Source organism: Mycobacterium kyorinense, assembly GCF_002101735.1.
Classification (GTDB): Bacteria; Actinomycetota; Actinomycetes; order Mycobacteriales; family Mycobacteriaceae; genus Mycobacterium; species Mycobacterium kyorinense.
Map to the genome: position 1 here is coordinate 1 of NZ_LQPE01000107.1, position 15,450 is coordinate 15,450.

Annotated in this window: 16 protein-coding genes and 1 pseudogene; 6 read left to right on the top strand and 11 right to left on the bottom strand. The window is 68.1% G+C overall.

Features of this window, described 5'->3' with window-relative positions:
* Positions 1-90: 90 nt before the first annotated feature.
* Positions 91-276 (bottom strand): annotated as a pseudogene (locus tag AWC14_RS13290) (DUF3046 domain-containing protein); the annotation flags it as partial.
* A gap of 10 nt (positions 277-286) precedes the next feature.
* Complete coding sequence (locus AWC14_RS13295) at positions 287-1,453, bottom strand: glycosyltransferase (RefSeq protein WP_045378013.1); 1,167 nt, start codon at positions 1,451-1,453, stop codon at positions 287-289.
* Positions 1,454-1,496: 43 nt separating this feature from the next.
* Between AWC14_RS13295 and AWC14_RS13300 the strand changes: the two genes are divergently transcribed.
* Positions 1,497-1,919: a limonene-1,2-epoxide hydrolase gene (locus AWC14_RS13300; RefSeq protein ID WP_045378010.1), complete on the top strand. Its 423-nt coding sequence runs from the start codon at positions 1,497-1,499 to the stop codon at positions 1,917-1,919.
* A gap of 8 nt (positions 1,920-1,927) precedes the next feature.
* A complete protein-coding gene (locus tag AWC14_RS13305; RefSeq protein WP_045378007.1) occupies positions 1,928-2,338 on the top strand; it encodes a DUF5313 domain-containing protein in 411 nt (136 codons plus the stop codon).
* Between the two features lie 5 nt (positions 2,339-2,343).
* On the opposite strand, the gene pspM is transcribed toward AWC14_RS13305, so the two are convergent.
* The 4 genes from pspM to pgsA form a co-directional block, all read right to left on the bottom strand.
* Positions 2,344-3,147 (bottom strand): phage shock envelope stress response protein PspM, encoded by an 804-nt coding sequence (gene pspM, locus AWC14_RS13310; RefSeq protein WP_045378004.1) that lies wholly within the window; start codon positions 3,145-3,147, stop codon positions 2,344-2,346.
* Between the two features lie 2 nt (positions 3,148-3,149).
* Positions 3,150-3,983 (bottom strand): phage shock protein PspA, encoded by an 834-nt coding sequence (pspA, locus tag AWC14_RS13315; protein WP_045378001.1) that lies wholly within the window; start codon positions 3,981-3,983, stop codon positions 3,150-3,152.
* 85 nt (positions 3,984-4,068) lie between these two features.
* Positions 4,069-4,395, bottom strand: a complete 327-nt coding sequence (gene clgR / locus AWC14_RS13320) for a transcriptional regulator ClgR (RefSeq protein ID WP_045377998.1) — start codon at positions 4,393-4,395, stop codon at positions 4,069-4,071.
* A 79-nt stretch (positions 4,396-4,474) separates the two neighbouring features.
* Positions 4,475-5,071, bottom strand: coding sequence for a CDP-diacylglycerol--glycerol-3-phosphate 3-phosphatidyltransferase (gene pgsA, locus AWC14_RS13325; protein ID WP_081968108.1), 597 nt, complete (start codon positions 5,069-5,071; stop codon positions 4,475-4,477).
* 65 nt (positions 5,072-5,136) lie between these two features.
* On the opposite strand from pgsA, the gene AWC14_RS13330 reads away from it, so the two are divergent.
* Positions 5,137-5,631 (top strand): amino-acid N-acetyltransferase, encoded by a 495-nt coding sequence (locus AWC14_RS13330; protein ID WP_235215888.1) that lies wholly within the window; start codon positions 5,137-5,139, stop codon positions 5,629-5,631.
* A gap of 19 nt (positions 5,632-5,650) precedes the next feature.
* On the opposite strand, the gene AWC14_RS13335 is transcribed toward AWC14_RS13330, so the two are convergent.
* Complete coding sequence (locus tag AWC14_RS13335) at positions 5,651-7,066, bottom strand: sugar porter family MFS transporter (protein WP_081968107.1); 1,416 nt, start codon at positions 7,064-7,066, stop codon at positions 5,651-5,653.
* 340 nt (positions 7,067-7,406) lie between these two features.
* Positions 7,407-9,863, bottom strand: a complete 2,457-nt coding sequence (locus AWC14_RS13340) for an FtsK/SpoIIIE family DNA translocase (protein ID WP_142281685.1) — start codon at positions 9,861-9,863, stop codon at positions 7,407-7,409.
* 133 nt (positions 9,864-9,996) lie between these two features.
* On the opposite strand from AWC14_RS13340, the gene AWC14_RS13345 reads away from it, so the two are divergent.
* The 3 genes from AWC14_RS13345 to AWC14_RS13355 are packed head-to-tail and all read left to right on the top strand — an operon-like array spanning position 9,997 to position 12,007.
* Positions 9,997-10,311: a putative quinol monooxygenase gene (locus AWC14_RS13345; protein WP_045377992.1), complete on the top strand. Its 315-nt coding sequence runs from the start codon at positions 9,997-9,999 to the stop codon at positions 10,309-10,311.
* Positions 10,311-11,132, top strand: coding sequence for a mycofactocin-coupled SDR family oxidoreductase (locus AWC14_RS13350; protein WP_045377989.1), 822 nt, complete (start codon positions 10,311-10,313; stop codon positions 11,130-11,132). The genes AWC14_RS13345 and AWC14_RS13350 overlap by 1 nt, the downstream gene beginning before the upstream one ends.
* 2 nt (positions 11,133-11,134) lie before the next feature.
* A complete protein-coding gene (locus AWC14_RS13355) occupies positions 11,135-12,007 on the top strand; it encodes an SAM-dependent methyltransferase (RefSeq protein ID WP_045377986.1) in 873 nt (290 codons plus the stop codon).
* A gap of 12 nt (positions 12,008-12,019) precedes the next feature.
* On the opposite strand, the gene AWC14_RS13360 is transcribed toward AWC14_RS13355, so the two are convergent.
* The 3 genes from AWC14_RS13360 to thyX are packed head-to-tail and all read right to left on the bottom strand — an operon-like array spanning position 12,020 to position 15,382.
* Positions 12,020-13,696, bottom strand: coding sequence for a ribonuclease J (locus tag AWC14_RS13360; protein ID WP_045377983.1), 1,677 nt, complete (start codon positions 13,694-13,696; stop codon positions 12,020-12,022).
* A 7-nt stretch (positions 13,697-13,703) separates the two neighbouring features.
* Positions 13,704-14,606, bottom strand: coding sequence for a 4-hydroxy-tetrahydrodipicolinate synthase (gene dapA / locus AWC14_RS13365; protein WP_045377980.1), 903 nt, complete (start codon positions 14,604-14,606; stop codon positions 13,704-13,706).
* Positions 14,607-14,629: 23 nt separating this feature from the next.
* On the bottom strand, positions 14,630-15,382 hold the full coding sequence (thyX, locus tag AWC14_RS13370) for an FAD-dependent thymidylate synthase (RefSeq protein WP_045378025.1): 753 nt from the start codon (positions 15,380-15,382) through the stop codon (positions 14,630-14,632).
* Positions 15,383-15,450: the final 68 nt, after the last annotated feature.

Consider the following 15,450-nt stretch of genomic DNA (forward strand, 5'->3'; position numbering starts at 1 on the left):
GGGTTCCAAAGTCCCATAGAGTGACCGGCGTGGCGGGCGACCCGACCCCATTTTCACGCCTGCGAGGCGGCCCCCGGAAGGGTCAGAGGGCTCGCGGGGAACGTCGAAGTCGACGCACAGCGCACGCCACACGTCGCGCGGGTCCACGCCGTCCTCGATCGCCTGTGCGGCGGTGCGCCCGTCGAACCCACTCAGCACGTGATCGGTCAGCACCGAGGCGCCGTAGGCGGCGCCGAATCGCAGGGTCACCCGTTCGTGAAACTCCGTCAGCCGCACCCGCTACAAGTTACCGAGCGAGTGCTTGGCGACACACCTGCACCGGATCGGCGACCTCGGCAATGCTCGCCGCGGCCCGGCGGGCGGCCTCGCGGTAGCCGGGCGTCGACAACACCTCACCGACCGCAGCCACCAGCGCCTTGGCGGTCAGCGGCCGAATCAGCTTGCCGCTGCCCTGGCGTGCCACCCGGTTGGCCATCTCCCACTGGTCGCCGCCGCCGGGGACCACCACCAGCGGCACGCCGGCGAGCAGCGTCTTGGCCACCATCCCGTGCCCGCCGCCGCACACCACCACGTCGGCGTGCGCCAGCAGCTCGTCTTGGCGTCCGAGCCCGACGACGGCCCAGTCCGGCACGGTGAGCTCGGGGCCGTTCAACCGCGACACCACGACCCGCGCGCCCGCCGGCAAGCCCGCTCCGGGCACCAGGTGATCCAGCGCGGTCTGCGCCATCCCGCGCGTCCCGGTCAACGCCGTCGAGGGTGCCACCACCACGACCGGCCCGGATCCCGGCGGGATCGGCAACACCTGGTCGGTCGGCTCGAAGTGCAGCGGCCCCACCAGAACCGCCTCCGCGGGCCAGTCGGGGCGGGGCACCTCCAACGCGGGCAGCGTCGCGATCAGCCGCCGCAGCGGCCCCGGATCGCGGGCCGGCAGGCCGATTTCGGCCCGGACGGCCGCGCGCTGCTTCAATCCGGCACGCCAGGACCGCGCGGTCAGCGCCCGCATCACCGAGTCGCGGAGCCGGCCACGGATTCCGGTGCCCGGCGCCAGGCCGCTGCCCAGCGGCGGCAGGCCCTTCGACGGCAGATACAGCGGATGCGGGTTCAGCTCGATCCACGGGATGCCCAGCAGTTCGGCGGCCATCCCGCCGCAGGCCGTGATCACGTCGGACACCACCAGGTCCGGAGCCAGGGCACGCAGCGGGCCGAGGTTGAGCAGGGCCATTCGCGCGGCGCGCTGGTGGATCTTGGCGCCGGCGTCGCGGTCGTCGTCGGCGGCGGTGGGGTCGAGGCCGGCCAGTTCGACGGCCTGCATGCCGACGGCGCGGGCGGCGTCGAGCCATTCGGTTCCGGTGAACAGCACCGGCGTGTCGCCGGCGGCAATAAACCGTTGGCACAACGCGATCGCGGGAAACGAGTGGCCGGGATCCGGCCCGGCGACCACCGCGACGCGCATGGGCCCTACCCTGTCACAGCGGCCCGCCACTACGCTGGCGCCCATGACCGAGCAAACCCTTGAGAACACCCGCACGGTCGAGGTCTTCCTCAACGCACTGGCCGACGAGGACTTCGACACCGCGAACGCCGCACTGGCCGACGACTTGGTGTATCAGAATGTCGGGCTGCCGACCATCTATGGCCGGCACCGCGCGATGAAGCTGTTCCGGCGGATGGAGGGCCGCGCCGGGTTCGAGGTGAAGATTCACCGCATCGCCGCCGACGGCGCCGCGGTGCTGACCGAGCGCACCGACGCGCTGACCTTCGGGCCGCTGCGCCTGCAGTTCTGGGTTTGCGGCGTGTTCGAGGTGCACGACGGCACAATCACGCTCTGGCGCGACTACTTCGACTTCTTCGACATGTTCAAGGCGGCGACGCGCGGCCTGGCCGCGTTGGTGATTCCGTCGCTGCGCGCATCGTTCTGACGACGCCGATGAGTGACAACCGGCCGGGCGTCATCCAGTACATCCGATACTGCTACGGGCATCGGCTGCCCGACTCGATGCGGGACTGGGTACGCAACGACCTGGCCGGCAAGGGCGCCACCGCCCGGATGATGATCCGGGTCGCGGTTCCGGCGGTGTTGGTGCTCGCCCCGTTCTGGCTGATTCCGACGACGCTGGACGTTCACCTGGGCATGACGCTGCCGATTTTGATCCCGTTCGTATACTTCTCGCATGCGCTGAACAAGGTGTGGCGCCGCCACATGCTGCGGATGCATAACCTCGACCCGGATCTGGTGGACGAGCGCCGCCGGGAGCGCGACGCCGACATGCACCGGCGCTACGCCGAACGCTACGGCCCGCGGCCCGACTCAGCCGAGTACCGCAGCCACGACATCTAAGTCGGCTACACGCGCGGCAGTCCGCCGAGCTCGTCGAACGCCTGCGCCCATCCGAGCAGACGATCCGTCGCACCCACCAGCTCGTCGCGATAGCGCTGCTGTGACATCGGCGTCGTCGCCGCCGTGTCACCGTTCGCCGCGGACACCAATTGCGCTGCGGCGGTGACCATTTCGTTGTACTGGCGTACACCGGTGCTCAACTGCGTGGTGAACGCGTTGATCGTCGGCACCAAATGCGACCGGGACTGCGGTGCGGACTGCGCCGCCCGCTCCATCGACACCACCTCGGCGGCGGTGGCCGCCATGGCCGCGGCGGTCTGGTTGGCCGCGGCGGTGAGGTCCCGAATCTCGTCCGCGGGCAGCATGTTTCCGCGTTCCATCACACCCAACAGCGAAAAAAGGCCACGCTCGGACGCGCCGAGCGCGAACATCGCGGGCCGCGCTGCCGAACCCGGTGGCGGCAGCCGGCGGCTACTCGCCGGCCGCTGCGTGGGCAGCGGCACCGACCGCAGCCATCGGTAGCGAAGCAGCAACAGCGTCGCCGGAATCGCCGCGGCCACCGCGATCGAGCCGGTGATGACCAGCAGCAGCGCGAACCAGCCCCAGGCCGCCAGCAACACCGTCACCACTGCCCAGAACACGCATGCGCCGGCGCATACCAGCCCCCAGCGCAACGCACGACGACGCCGTCGCAGCAGCCGGGCCCGCGGATCGGTGGCAACACTGATCTTGTGGGCCACGAAGTCCGTCAGCGCGCCGGCGAGGTCCCATCCACGCTGCAGCACGCCCTGCTGCGACTTCACCGCCATTGCTACTGCTGACCGAGGGGCTTTTCGGCCGCGGAGGCGTCGGCGGCGGCCGCCGGAGTACCCGGGGTGGCCGCATTTCCGGCGCCACCCGCCGGCCCACCAGTCGGCAAAGCCGAGCCGCGCATCGACGCACGGATCTGCTCCAGCCGCGAGTGCCCGGCCATCTGCACGCTGGCCTGCTCGACCTCGAGCATGCGGCCCTGGACCGAGTTCTGCGCAAGCTCGGCAGCGCCGAGCGCGTTGGCGTAGCGGCGTTCGATCTTGTCGCGGACCTCGTCGAGGCTCGGCGTGTTGCCCGGGGCGGCCAGTTCGCTCATCGACCGCAGCGACGCGCTGACCTGTTCTTGCATCTTGGCCTGCTCGAGCTGGCTGAGCAGCTTGGTGCGCTCGGCGATCTTCTGCTGCAGCACCATCGCGTTTTGCTCGACGGCCTTCTTGGCTTGCGCCGCGGCTTGCAGCGCCTGGTCGTGCAAGCCCTTGAGGTCTTCGACGCTCTGCTCGGCGGTCACCAGCTGGGCCGCGAATGCCTCTGCCGCGTTGTTGTACTCGGTGGCCTTGGCGGTGTCGCCGGCAGCGGTGGCCTGGTCGGCCAGTGTCAGCGCCTGGCGCACATTGACCTGAAGCTTTTCGATGTCGGCGAGCTGCCGGTTGAGACGCATCTCGAGCTGACGCTGGTTGCCGATCACTTGCGCGGCTTGCTGAGTCAGCGCCTGATGGGTGCGCTGGGCTTCCTCGATGGCCTGTTGGATCTGCACCTTGGGGTCGGCGTGCTCATCGATCTTGGCGTTGAACAACGCCATGAGGTATTTCCACCCTTTGACGAACGGATTGGCCATAACTGAGCTCCGCCTTCGGATTGATGGACTACTGCCGCCAATTTATCGGTTCTATGCCGCGCGCCACACCCTTGTTGGGCGTGCGTCAGGCAATAGCCAGCGAGACTACCGGCGGGATAACGACCTTGGTGTCGGGATCGATGTTGGCGGCGGTGGGTGCGGAGGCCTTCGCGGGCTCGTGACGGGCCAGCTGCTCGCCGGCGTCGACCAACAGCTCCGACAGCGGGACGTCCAGGGCGTCGCAGATCGCGTTCAGCAGCTCGCTGGACGCCTCCTTGCGGCCACGCTCGACCTCGGACAGGTATCCGAGGCTGACGCGTGCCGCGTCGGAAACCTCACGCAGTGTGCGGCCTTGCGAAGTTCGGGCCCGGCGCAGCACATCGCCGATGACCTCTCGCAGCAATGACGGCATTGTGCTCCCCTCGGTCCGGTCACGCCGATTGACAGTGGTCAACTTGCTCAACGCCGCCCGCCCCCGGATTGGTTCCCCGTCAGGGAGCCGTGGTGCGACGGCGAACATCCCGCACCGCGGATGCGACGTAATCCACACCGGTGACGACCGTCAGCACGATGGCCGCAGCCATCACCACCGACGCCGTCACCTGCCACGATCCGGACAGCGGCAGCACGAACAGCCCGATCGCGATCGCCTGCACCAGGGTTTTCAGCTTGCCGCCCCGGCTCGCGGGAATCACGCCGCGGCGCAGCACGGCGAAGCGCAGCGTGGTGATACCCACCTCGCGGACCAGGATCAACACGGTGACCCACCACGGCAGGTCGCCGAGCATCGACAGCCCGATCAGCGCCGCGCCGATCAGCGTCTTGTCGGCGATCGGATCGGCCAGCGCACCGAATTCGGTGACCATCCCGTAGTTGCGGGCCAGCGCTCCGTCGAACCGATCGGTAACGACGGCCACCGCGAATATGACGAAAGCCACGATGCGACTTGGGGTTTGGTGCCCGTCGCCGGCGAACAGCGCCAGCAGGAAGATCGGGACCAGCACCAAGCGCAGCAGCGTCAGCATGTTGGCAAGATTGGTGACGCGGACACGCCTGACCAGCGGACCGGTTTGAGGCTGTCCCGACACCGCCACAGAATATCGGTTGACCACCGGAAGGGCCGAATGGCGGCGACACCGATACTCTGCAACCCGTGAACGCAGTGGTTCGGCGCGCGCGAACCTCCGACGTCCCGGCGATCAAACGGCTCGTGGACACCTACGCCGGCAAGATCCTGCTGGAAAAGAACCTGGTGACGCTGTATGAGTCTGTCCAGGAGTTCTGGGTCGCCGAACACGAGGGCGAGGTCGTCGGCTGCGGGGCGTTGCACGTCCTGTGGTCCGATCTCGGCGAGGTGCGCACCGTCGCCGTCGACCCGGCCATGACCGGCCGCGGCATCGGGCATGCCATCGTCGACCGGTTGCTCGAGGTGGCCCGCGAGTTGGAGCTCAAGCGGCTGTTCGTGTTGACGTTCGAAACGGAGTTCTTCGCCAAACACGGCTTCACCGAGATCGAGGGCACCCCGGTGACCGCCGAGGTGTACGAGGAGATGTGCCGCTCCTACGACATCGGTGTCGCCGAGTTCCTGGATCTCAGCTACGTCAAGCCGAACATCCTGGGCAACTCGCGGATGCTGCTGGTCCTCTGACCGCCGAGCGTGCGGCTGGTCAGCGCGTGAAGTCCGACGGTCGGAAATTCCCTTCGAACAGCTTGTTCTCGATCTCCTCCAGGCTCTTACCGGTGAGGTCGGGCATGCGGAAGTACACGAAGATCCACGCCGCCACGTTGAACAACGCGTAGAGCCACATCGAGAGCCCGGGCCCGATCGCGTTGACGAGCGACAGCATCGTCAGAGTGATGAGCAGGTTGGTCGCCCATAGCGTCGCCGACTGTACGGCGGTGGCCGCCGGTCGCACCGCCAGCGGATAGGTCTCCGAGCCGGTCAGCCAGCCCATCAGCTGCAGACCGCCGCCGTTGAACAGCATGAAGGCGACCAGGCAGATCATGATGTACGGAATTACATCGTGACCGCTGTCGCTGGTGAGGAACAGCAGGCCAAGCACGAACAGGCTCGTCGCCGCGCCCGGCACCATGATGAGGGTGAGCCGGCGCCGACCCACCCGGTCGATGATGGCCAATCCGACCAGCTGGGCGATCAGGTACGCCGCACCCAAGCCCACCGACACCTGCAGAGCCACGTACCTGTACACGCCGTCGTTGGTCAATATGGTCGGGGAATAGTAGATGATCATCTCGATGCCGCTGAGCTGGGTGAACACGGCGATGCCGCAACCCAGGACCAGGGCCGGGCGCACCCAGGCGTCGCGCAGCCCACGCCACCCGCGGGTGCTGGCCGTGCGTTCGACGCGCGCGAGTTCGATCGCTTCGTGCAGCTCGACGTCCACGTCGTAGCCGTCGGGCCGGACACGCTCCAACACGGCTCGTGCAGCGTTTCGATGATCTTGCTTGACCAGCCAGCGCGGACTTTCCGGGAGGCGCAGCAAGAGCCAGAGCATGATCGCGGCGGGTACGCACGCGATTCCGATCGCCCCTCGCCAGGAGATCGAGTTGAAGACCCCGCCGAGGGTAGCGATGAGGAGGCCCACGCCGATGGCGATTTGGAAACACAGCACCAACCGTCCCCGGTAGGCAGGCGGAGAGAGCTCGGCGACATACATCGGTGCCGTCTGCGTCGCCCCACCGACCGCGAAGCCCAGGACCAGCCGTCCCAGCGACAGCACGGCGGAGTCGTACGCGTCGGCGCACCATAGCGCGCCGACGATGAACACCACCGCCAGCATCAACAATGTGCCGCGCCGGCCGCACCGATCGGAAAGCCAGCTGCACGTCAATGCCCCGACGACGGCGCCGAGCAAGATGCTGGCGGCGACCATCTGCTTCAAGCCCGGGGTGAGGTTGAATTCCTCGGTGAGCTGCAACAGAGCCCAGGAGATGACGCCGGTGTCGTAGCCGTAGAGCATGCCTGAGATCGCCGCGACGAGCGCGATGATGACCACGGCGCCCGTCAGTTGCTTGCCCGCCTCCGCGCCGGCTGCGCTTCGCGACGCTTCCGCGTTGGCCATGTTTGCGCGTTCAGCGGGGTCGCTCTCCTTGCGCAGTCCGGCCAAACGAGAGAGTCGATTCGACACGGCCAGAGCCTCATCGCGGACTCCTGGCCACCATTCGCGGTCTGTCGAATCGTCTGCGGTCACTAGCAGAGCTGGTGATGCACGCGTACGTCGCGGATTAGGTTCGGAGTGTCGTCAAGCGAGAGACCGGTCACGAATTGTGGGTGAGTCGCAGCTGTCATCCAATTGCACTGTACTAAAACGCTATTCGGGGTGATAACGCCGTGTGTGTGTTGAGCGCCACAGTCCAGGTGTCGGCTTCGATCCCGCTCTCCTCGTTAGCGCGAGTTGTTGCCTAGTCCTCGTCTGAATCGCCGGTTTCGCCCAGCCCCCGGATGGACGCCAAAGTGGCGGCCAGCTCGTCGGGCTTGACCAGCACCTCGCGCGCCTTGGATCCTTCCGAGGGCCCGACGATGCCGCGGGTCTCCATCAGGTCCATCAGCCGGCCGGCCTTGGCGAAGCCGACCCGCAGCTTGCGCTGCAGCATCGAGGTGGAGCCGAACTGGCTGGACACCACCAGTTCGACGGCCTGCAGGAAAACGTCCATGTCGTCGCCGATGTCGGGGTCGACGTCCTTGCGCTCGCCGGTGGGCTTGGCGGTGGTGACGCCGTCGGTGTACTCGGGTTCGGCCTGCTCCTTGCAGGCGGCGACGACGGCGTGGATCTCCTCGTCGGTGATGAACGCCCCCTGCAGGCGGATCGGCTTGCCGGCCCCCATCGGCAGGAACAGGCCGTCGCCCATCCCGATCAGCTTCTCGGCGCCCGCCTGGTCCAGGATCACCCGGGAATCGGTGAGCGACGACGTCGCAAACGCCAGCCGCGACGGGACGTTGGTCTTGATCAGCCCGGTCACCACGTCGACCGACGGCCGCTGGGTGGCCAGCACCAGATGGATGCCTGCGGCGCGGGCCTTCTGGGTGATCCGCACGACGGCGTCTTCGACGTCGCGGGGCGCGGTCATCATCAGGTCGGCCAGCTCGTCGACGATCGCCACCACATACGGGTAGGGCCGGTATTCGCGCTGGCTGCCCAGCGGCGTGGTGATCTCCCCGGAGCGCACCTTGGCGTTGAAGTCGTCGATGTGGCGCACCCGCGAGGCCTGCATGTCTTGGTAGCGCTGCTCCATCTCCTCCACCAGCCAGGCCAGCGCGGCGGCGGCCTTCTTCGGCTGGGTGATGATCGGGGTGATGAGGTGCGGAATGCCTTCGTACGGCGTCAGTTCCACCATCTTCGGGTCGATCAGGATCATCCTGACCTCCTCCGGCGTGGCCCGGGCCAAGAGCGAGATCAGCATCGAGTTGATGAAGCTGGACTTACCGGACCCGGTGGAGCCGGCCACCAGCAGGTGCGGCATCTTGGCCAGGTTCGCCGAAATGAAGTCGCCCTCGATGTCTTTGCCCAGCCCGATCACCAGCGGGTGGTGGTCGCGACGCGTCGACGGCGCGGTGAGCACGTCGGCCAGCCGCACCATTTCCCGGTCGGTGTTGGGCACCTCGATGCCGACCGCGGACTTGCCGGGTATCGGCGCCAGCATCCGGACGCTCTCGGTGGCCACCGCGTAGGCGATATTGCGTTGCAGCGCAGTGATTTTCTCCACCTTGACGCCCGGTCCCAGCTCGACCTCGTAGCGGGTGACGGTGGGCCCGCGGGTGCAGCCGGTGACCGCGGCGTCCACCTTGAACTGCTGCAGCACCGACGTGATGGCGTCCACCATCTGGTCGTTGGCGGCACTGCGCCGCTTGGGCGGATCTCCGGCGACCAGCAGGCTGAGCGACGGCAGCGTGTAGGGCCCCTCGACCACGCGGTCGACAACCATGGTGTCCCGCTTGGCTTTACGACGGCTGCGGGAGACGGCAGGCTCGGGCACGGTCGGGGTTTCGTCGGGCGCGACGGGGTCGTTGCCGGACGGCCAGGGCTGCGACTCGTCGCCGTAGCTGGACGCGTCGTCGTAGTAGCCGTCGGAAAAGTCTTCGGCCGCAACGCCTTCGGGTTCGGGCTCAGCTTCCTTGGGATAGTCTTCGTCGAACATCCGGGTGGCGAACATGGCGCGGACCGTGTCAGGCACCTCGCGAATCGTGGTGCCGGTCAACAGCAACACCCCGAACAGCGAACCGATGAACAGCAGCGGCGCCGCGATCCACACGCTCAAGCCCTCCGAGAGCGGGCCGCCGATCGCGAAACCGATGAAACCCGCCGCGTGCTGACGGCCCGCTGCAGTGTCGGGCGACCCCGCCCACAGATGCCACAGGCCCAGCACGGGCAACGACACCATCGCCGCGCCGAGCACCAGCCGGGGCCGCGCGTCGGGATCCGGCTCGGTGCGCATCAACAACACCGCCACCGCGGCGGTGACCACCGGCAACACGACGACGCCCGAGCCGATGAACATCCGCAGCACGGAGTCGATCCACGCGCCCACGGGCCGGGCGGCGTCGAACCAGCAGCTGGCCGCGATGACCACCGCCAGGCCGAGTAGCGCCAGGGCGATCCCGTCGCGGCGGTGGCCCGGGTCGATGTCGTGGGCCCGGCCGACCGATCGCGCCGCGGTGCCGGTGCCCTTGGCCAGCATCAGCCACGTTGCACGCATACCCCGGCCGACGGTCGCGCCCACCCCGGCGACGGGCGACGGATGGCGTCGCTTCGGCGGCTTGCGGCGCGGCGGCGCCGGGCGGGCAGGCCGGGTTGCTGACCGCGAACCTGCCTTTGACCTGCTCGTTCGGCCACGCGATCGCGCGACGGTCTTACTAGCCATGGGCCCAAGCCTAGTCGCACTAGCCCCAGATTCACCATGTGCCACACGGGTCACAGAAAGGTATCAGTTCAGCGCCTCATTCAGGTGAGTAGGGTGGACGCCGGTCCAGTTGCACTCAGCGAGGAGTCATCGCATGCCCGTCGTCGTCGTCGCCACCCTGACCGTCAAACCCGAATCGGTCGACACCGTCCGCGAGATCCTCACCCGCGCGGTAAAAGACGTGCATGACGAGCCGGGCTGTCAGCTGTACTCGCTGCACGAGTCGGGTGAGACGTTCGTGTTCGTCGAGCAGTGGGCCGACGCCGACGCGCTCAAGGCCCACAGCACCGCGCCGGCGATGGCGGCGATGTTCAAAGACGCCGGCGAGCATCTGGCCGGTGCACCGGACATCAAGATGCTGTCGCCGGTAATCGCCGGCGACCCGGCCAAGGGCCAGCTGCGCCCCTGATGGGCGGCCCGCTCGCCGGAAAGGTCGCGCTGATCACCGGCGCGGCCCGCGGTCAGGGCCGCGCCCACGCGCTGCGATTGGCGTCCGACGGCGCCGACATCATCGCGGTCGACCTGTGCGCTCAGATCGCCAGCGTGCCCTACCCGCTGGCCACCGCCGACGATCTGGCCGCCACCGTCAAGCTTGTCGAGGACACCGGGGCTCGCATCGTGGCCCGTCAGGGCGACGTGCGCGATCGCGACTCGCTGGCCGCCGCGCTGCAGGCCGGCCTCGACGAGTTGGGTCGGCTCGACATCGTGGTGGCCAACGCCGGCATCGCCCCGATGCAGGCCGGCGCCGACGGCTGGCGCGACGTGATCGACGTCAACCTGACCGGCGTGCACCACACCGTCGAGGTCGCGATCCCGGCGATGGTCGCCCAGGGCGACGGCGGGTCGATCGTGCTGATCAGTTCGGCCGCCGGACTGGCCGGTATCGGCAGCGCCGACGCCGGCTCGATCGGCTATGCAGCCGCCAAACACGGCCTGGTCGGGTTGATGCGGGTTTACGCCAATCACCTTGCGCCGCATAATATTCGGGTCAACTCGGTGCACCCGGCCGGCGTCGACACGCCGATGATCAACAACGAGTTCACCCGGCAGTGGCTGATGGATTTGATCGCAGAATCCGATTCGCCGCCGGACATGGGCAACGCATTGCCGGTGCAGGTGTTGTCACCCGACGACATCGCCAACGCGGTGGCGTGGCTGGTATCCGATCAAGCGCGCTACATCACCGGCATCACCTTGCCGGTCGATGCGGGCTTTCTGAACAAGCGGTAGAGATGGCACGAAACCCTGCAGCGCAAACAGCTTTCGGCCCGATGGTGCTCGCGGCCATCGAACAGCACGAGCCGCCCGGGCAGCGGTTGGTGGACGACGACTTGGCGGCGAGGTTCCTGCCGGGCCGCATGCGATGGCTGGTGGCCGCGACACGCCCGCCGCTGGTGCGTCGTCTGCTCGTCGCCGGCATGGACCGAGGCGGGCCGGGTCTGTGGTCCAACCTCGCCTGCCGCAAGCGCTACATCGCCGACAAGCTCGACAAAGCGCTCGACGGCATCGACGCGGTCGTCGTCTTGGGTGCCGGATTGGACACCCGCGCTTACCATTTGGCGCAGCACAGCCACATCCCGATTTTCGAGGTCGACCAGCCGGTCAACATCGCCCGCAAAGCGGCCACCGTGCGGCGGGTGCTGGGTGAGCTGCCACGCTCGGTCCGGTTGGTGGCGGTGGACTTCGAGCACGACGACCTGCTCACCACGCTGGCCGAGCTGGGTTACCGCACCGACTACCGCACCTTCTTCATCTGGGAAGGCGTGACCCAGTACCTCACCGCCGCCGCGGTGCGCTCGACGCTGGACGGGCTGCGGCCAGTGGCACCCGGCAGCCGGCTGCTATTCACCTTTGTCCGGCGCGATTTCATCGACGGCGTCAACCTGTACGGCGCGCGGTCGCTCTACCGCAGGGTGCGTCAGCGACAACAGCTGTGGCACTTCGGAATACAGCCCGAAGAGGTGGCGGCATTCCTGGACGAATTCGGTTGGCGGCTAATCGAGCAGATCGGCCCCCACGAAATCGTCGAGCGTTACGTCAAGCCGACCGGCCGCAACCTGTCCGCCTCCCAAGTCGAGTGGACGGCGTACGCCGAGAAGCGCTGAGACCTCTGCGCGCTAAATCTCCAGCACGGTCGGCACGATCATCGGCTGGCGGCGATACGTCTCCCCCACCCACTTGCCGACCGTGCGGCGCACCGCCTGAGCGATCCGAACCGGATCGGTGACATGCTCGGCCACCAGCGATTCCAGCTCGGCCTCCACCTTGCGGACGGCCGGCTCCAGCGCCTTCGGGTCTTCGGAGAAGCCCCGCGAATACAGATGCGGCGGCGCCGCGGGCTGCCCGGTACCACGCCGCACCACCACGGTCACTGCGACGAAACCCGATGACAGGATGAGCCGTTCGCCCAGCGTGATGTCGCCGACATCGCCGGTGATCAGCCCGTCGACGAACATCTTGCCCACCGGGACCGCGCCGGCGATACTGGCCCGGCCGGCGACCAGGTCGACGCTGACGCCGTTCTCCGCCAACAGGATCGACTCCTCCGGCACTCCGGTGCGGGCGGCCAGCTTGGCGTTGGCGCGCAGCATCCGCCAGGTACCGTGCACCGGCATGACGTTGCGCGGTCGCACCCCGTTGTAGAGGAACAGCAGTTCGCCGGCATACGCGTGCCCTGAAACATGCACGCGCACTTGCTGGTTGGTCACCACGCGGGCGCCGATCTTGGACAGCGAGTCGATCACGCCGTAGACGGCTTCCTCGTTTCCCGGGATCAGCGACGACGACAGGATCACCAGGTCGTCGGCGCTCAGCGTGATACTGCGATGCTCCCCGCGCGACATCCGCGACAACGCCGACATCGGCTCGCCCTGGGTGCCGGTCGTGATCAGCACCACCCGCTCGGGCGGCATCATCTCGGCGGCGCCGATGTCGATCAGGTCGGAGTCGGCGACCCGCAGAAAGCCGAGTTCGCGCGCGATACCCATGTTGCGCACCATCGACCGCCCGACGAACGACACCCGCCGGCCCAATGCCACTGCGGCATCGACGATCTGCTGCACGCGGTCGACATTGGAGGCGAAACACGCCACGATCACCCGGCCTTCGGCGCCACGGATCAGCCGGTGCAGTGTCGGGCCGACCTCGCTTTCCGAAGGCCCGACACCGGGAATCTCGGCGTTGGTCGAGTCACACAGGAACAAGTCCACGCCGTCGTCGCCGAGCCGCGACATGCCCGGCAGGTCGGTGGGACGCCCGTCGAGCGGAAGCTGGTCGAGCTTGATGTCGCCGGTGTGCAGCACGGTTCCCGCGCCGGTGCGCACCGCGATCGCCAGCGCGTCGGGGATGGAGTGGTTAACCGCGAAGTACTCGCACTCGAACACCCCGTGGGTGCTGCGCTGCCCCTCCGACACCTCGAAAAACACCGGCTTGAGTTGGTGCTCACGGCATTTCGCGGCGACCAGCGCCAGGGTGAACTTCGAGCCGACGACCGGGATGTCGGGGCGCAGCTTGAGCAGGAACGGAATCGCGCCGATGTGATCCTCGTGGGCGTGGGTCAGCACCAGCGCCTCGACGTCGTCGAGCCGGTCCTCGATATGACGCAGGTCGGGCAGGATCAGGTCGACGGCCGGCTCGTCGTGGGTCGGGAACATCACCCCGCAGTCGATGATCAGCAGCCGACCGAGATGCTCGAAAACCGTCATGTTGCGGCCGATTTCGCTGATGCCGCCGAGTGCGGTGACCCGCAACCCGCCAGGAGTCAGGGGACCCGGCGGGGAGAGGGCTATGTCCACTTGCGGGTCACCTGAGCACCGAGGCCGCACGCATGTCGGCCGCCAACGCGTCCACCTCCGCGCCCGTCGCGGGCATCTGCGGCAACCGGGGGTCACCCACTTCGATGCCCTGCAACCGCAGGCCGGCCTTCGCCATCGTCACGCCGCCCAGCCGGGTTTGGGCGGCGCCAAGCGGCGCCAAGGCGGCGTTGATCTTGCGGGCCGTCGCAAGGTCTCCGGCATTGAACGCCGACAACATTTCTCGCAGCGGGCCCGCGGCCAGGTGACTCCACACGCTGATGAAACCGACCGCGCCCATCGCCAGCCAGGGCAGGTTCAGCGCGTCGTCGCCCGAGTAGTAGATCAGCCCGGTTTCGGCGATCAGCTGCCCGCCGATGTCCAGGGCACCCTTGGCGTCCTTGACGCCGACGATGTTCGGGTGCGACGCCAGCGCGCGGATCGTCTCGGGGGCGATCGGCACCACCGTCCGGGGCGGGACGTCGTAGAGCAGCACCGGCAACGAAGTGGCGTCGGCGACCGCGGTGAAGTGCGCGATCAGCCCACTCTGCGGAGGCTTGGAGTAATAGGGCGTGACGACCAGCAGTCCGTGCGCGCCCTCGGCGGCGCACGCCGTGGCCAGGTGCACGCTGTGCGCGGTGTCATAAGTGCCCGCGCCGGCGACGACCCGGGCGCGGTCACCGACCGCCTCCAGCACGGTTCCCAGCAGGGCGAGCTTCTCGGCGTCGGTCGTGGTCGGCGACTCACCGGTGGTGCCGGAAACCACCAGCCCGTCGCAGCCCGCGTCGACGAGGTGGTTCGCCAGCCGCGCGGCGGCGGGCAGGTCCAGGGAACCGTCTGGCGTAAACGGCGTCACCATCGCGGTGAGGAGGGTGCCCAGGCGGGCGTGGACGTCGATTCCGCCGGTAGTCACGGTGCCAAGGTTACCTGGCCGCCTCAAGCCTCCGTGGCAAGCGGACTGGTCGCGACCTCGGTCCCGTCGGCCAGCGTGGTGATCTGAAAATCGGCGAAGACCGCGGGTGCGACGTCGGCGAGCCGGCGCAGGCACGCGATGGCCAGCCGCCGGATTTCCACATCGGCGTGTTCGCTGGCCCGCATCGCGATGAAGTGCCGCCAGGCCCGGTAGTTGCCGGTGACGACGATGCGGGTTTCGGTGGCGTTGGGCAGCACGGCGCGGGCGGCCTGGCGGGCCTGCTTGCGCCGCAGGACGGCGTTGGGCTGATCGGAGAACTTGGCCTCCAGCTTTGCCAGCAGTTCGGTGTACGTGGCGCGGCTGGCGTCGGCCGCGGCGGTCAGGATCTGCTGCAGTTCGGGGTCGTCTTCCATCCCCGGCGGCACCACGACCTGCGAGTTCTTCTCCGGCACGTAGCGCTGCGACAGCTGAGAGTAGGAAAAGTGCCGGTGCCGGATCAGTTCGTGGGTGCACGACCGGGAGATCCCGGTGATGTAGAACGACACGCTGGCATGCTCGAGCACCGAGAAATGCCCGACGTCGATGATGTGCCGCAGGTAGTCGGCGTTGGTCGCGGTCTTCGGGTTGGGCTTGGACCAGCTCTGGTAGCAGGCCCGGCCGGCGAACTCGAGCAGCGCTTGGCCGCCGTCGGCGTCGGTGCTCCACGGCACGTCGGGGGGCGCCAAGAACTCGGTCTTGGCGATCAGTTGCACGCGCAGCGGCGCCGTCTCGGCCACGGCGCTCACCCTATCGGGCCGCGGGGACGGCGATTTTCTCGCCGCCAGCCCGCTGAGCGGAGGATGGC

Excerpts from the sequence above, each read along its gene's own strand:
- AWC14_RS13305 (WP_045378007.1), top strand. The coding sequence starts at position 1,928 with ATGAGTGACAACCGGCCGGGCGTCATCCAGTACATCCGATACTGCTAC.
- pspA (WP_045378001.1), bottom strand. The coding sequence starts at position 3,983 with ATGGCCAATCCGTTCGTCAAAGGGTGGAAATACCTCATGGCGTTGTTC.
- AWC14_RS13355 (WP_045377986.1), top strand. The coding sequence starts at position 11,135 with ATGGCACGAAACCCTGCAGCGCAAACAGCTTTCGGCCCGATGGTGCTC.
- pspM (WP_045378004.1), bottom strand. The coding sequence starts at position 3,147 with ATGGCGGTGAAGTCGCAGCAGGGCGTGCTGCAGCGTGGATGGGACCTC.
- AWC14_RS13335 (WP_081968107.1), bottom strand. The coding sequence starts at position 7,066 with ATGGCCAACGCGGAAGCGTCGCGAAGCGCAGCCGGCGCGGAGGCGGGC.
- AWC14_RS13340 (WP_142281685.1), bottom strand. The coding sequence starts at position 9,863 with ATGGCTAGTAAGACCGTCGCGCGATCGCGTGGCCGAACGAGCAGGTCA.
- AWC14_RS13295 (WP_045378013.1), bottom strand. The coding sequence starts at position 1,453 with ATGCGCGTCGCGGTGGTCGCCGGGCCGGATCCCGGCCACTCGTTTCCC.
- clgR (WP_045377998.1), bottom strand. The coding sequence starts at position 4,395 with ATGCCGTCATTGCTGCGAGAGGTCATCGGCGATGTGCTGCGCCGGGCC.
- AWC14_RS13350 (WP_045377989.1), top strand. The coding sequence starts at position 10,311 with ATGGGCGGCCCGCTCGCCGGAAAGGTCGCGCTGATCACCGGCGCGGCC.
- AWC14_RS13300 (WP_045378010.1), top strand. The coding sequence starts at position 1,497 with ATGACCGAGCAAACCCTTGAGAACACCCGCACGGTCGAGGTCTTCCTC.
- AWC14_RS13345 (WP_045377992.1), top strand. The coding sequence starts at position 9,997 with ATGCCCGTCGTCGTCGTCGCCACCCTGACCGTCAAACCCGAATCGGTC.